The following is a 1,861-nucleotide window of genomic DNA, read 5'->3' on the forward strand; positions in this document are numbered from 1 at the left end:
TCCGCCGATCCCGCCCGCGTCATCGCCATCGCGCGGTCCTGGCTGGGCACACCATACCACGACCAGGCCAGCCTGCGTGGCGTCGGCTGCGATTGCCTCGGGCTTGCTCGGGGCGTCTGGCGCGAGGTTGTGGGCCCGGAACCGTTCCCGGTCCCGCCCTACAGTCGGGACTGGGGCGAGACCGGCCCGCGCGAGGTGCTGGCCGAGGGCGCGCGCGCCATGATGGTCGAGGTGGAACCCGCGGCAGCCGGTCCGGGCGCGCTAGTGCTCTTCCGAATGAAGCCCCGCGCCATCGCCAAGCATGTCGGGATCCTGACCGGGCCTGACACCTTTCTGCATGCCTACGAGCGGCTCGGCGTGATCGAGGAACCGCTCACCCACGCCTGGCTTCGGCGCATTGCCTTCGCTTTCCTCTTCCCGCAACGCTGAGATCCACACATGGCCACCCTCGTTCTCGGCGCGGCCGGCGCCGCCATTGGCGGCAGCATCGGCGGCGCGATCCTCGGCGTCAGCGCCGCGACGATCGGCGGTTTCATCGGCTCCAGCATCGGCTCGGTCGTCGACAGCTGGATCATCTCGTCGCTGGCGCCCACCCAGCGCATCGAGGGCGCGCGGCTCGACACCCTGCGCATCACCTCGGCCACCGAGGGCGCGGTGATCCCGCGGCTCTACGGCCGGATGCGCATGGGCGGCAACATCATCTGGGCGACCGATTTCCGCGAGGAGACCAAGACCACCACGCAGGGCGGCGGCAAGGGCGGCGGGGGCGGCAAGGTCAAGACGACCGAGTACCTCTACTATTCCAGCTTCGCCGTGGCGCTCTGCGAGGGACCGATCACCGGGATCGGGCGCATCTGGGCCGACGGCAAGCCGATGGACCTCTCCGGCGTCACCTGGCGCTGGTATCCTGGCGACGAGGCACAGTCCGCTGATCCGTTCATCGCCGCGAAGATGGGCGCGGCCAACACCCCCGCCTATCGCGGCACCGCCTATGTCGTCTTCGAGGAACTGGCGCTCTCGACCTACGGCAACCGCCTGCCGCAGCTGTCCTTCGAGGTGTTCCGCCCGCTCGCCGATCCCGACACCGCCGAGGGGCTGACCCGCGCCGTCACCATGATCCCGGCCTCGGGCGAGTTCACCTATGCCACGCAGGCGATCCGCAAGACCGATGGCGGCGCGACGGTGCCCGAGAACCTGAACGCGCTGGCTGACTCCACGGACATGGTGGAGGCACTCGACCGGCTGCAGGCGATGGCCCCGGTGGTCGAGAGCGTCAGCCTCGTGGTGGCGTGGTTCGGCGACGACCTGCGCGCGGGCTCCTGCAAGGTGCGGCCCGGTGTCGAGGTGTCCGCGAAGTTGACCACGCCCGCCAGCTGGTCGGTCAATGGCGTCGGCCGCGCCAGCGCCTTCCTCGTCAGCCGGGACGATCAGGATCGCCCTGTCTATGGCGGCACGCCGTCCGACTTCGCGGTGGTGCAGGCGATCCAGGAGATGAACGCGCGTGGGCTGCGCGTCACCTTCTACCCGTTCATCCTGATGGACGTCCCGCCGGGCAACAGCCTGCCGAACCCCTATTCCGACAACGCCGCCGAGATCGGCCAGCCCGCGTTCCCTTGGCGGGGGCGGATTACCTGTTCTCCCGCGGCAGGGTTCGCGGGGACGGTGGACAAGACCGCCACGGCCGCGACGCAGGTGTCCGCACTGTTTGGCACCGCAACGCCCGCAAGCTTCAGCGTTTCGGGTCAGTCGGTTTCGTGGACCGGCACGCCGGGCGACTGGGGTCTGCGGCGCATGGTGCTGCACTACGCCCATCTCTGCGCGGCGGCAGGCGGTGTCGACGCCTTCCTGATCGGCACCGAGA

At 69.8% G+C, this 1,861-nt stretch carries 2 protein-coding genes; both read left to right on the top strand.

The window, feature by feature from the left end; genetic code table 11:
- The coding region (locus EP376_RS22590; protein WP_240652497.1) for an NlpC/P60 family protein at positions 1-429 on the top strand (429 nt) is incomplete at its 5' end.
- A gap of 9 nt (positions 430-438) precedes the next feature.
- The coding region (locus tag EP376_RS22595; RefSeq protein ID WP_206074837.1) for a baseplate megatron protein TIM-barrel domain-containing protein at positions 439-1,861 on the top strand (1,423 nt) is incomplete at its 3' end.

Origin of the sequence: Alexandriicola marinus (assembly GCF_004000435.1) — a bacterium.
Classification (GTDB): domain Bacteria; phylum Pseudomonadota; class Alphaproteobacteria; order Rhodobacterales; family Rhodobacteraceae; genus Alexandriicola; species Alexandriicola marinus.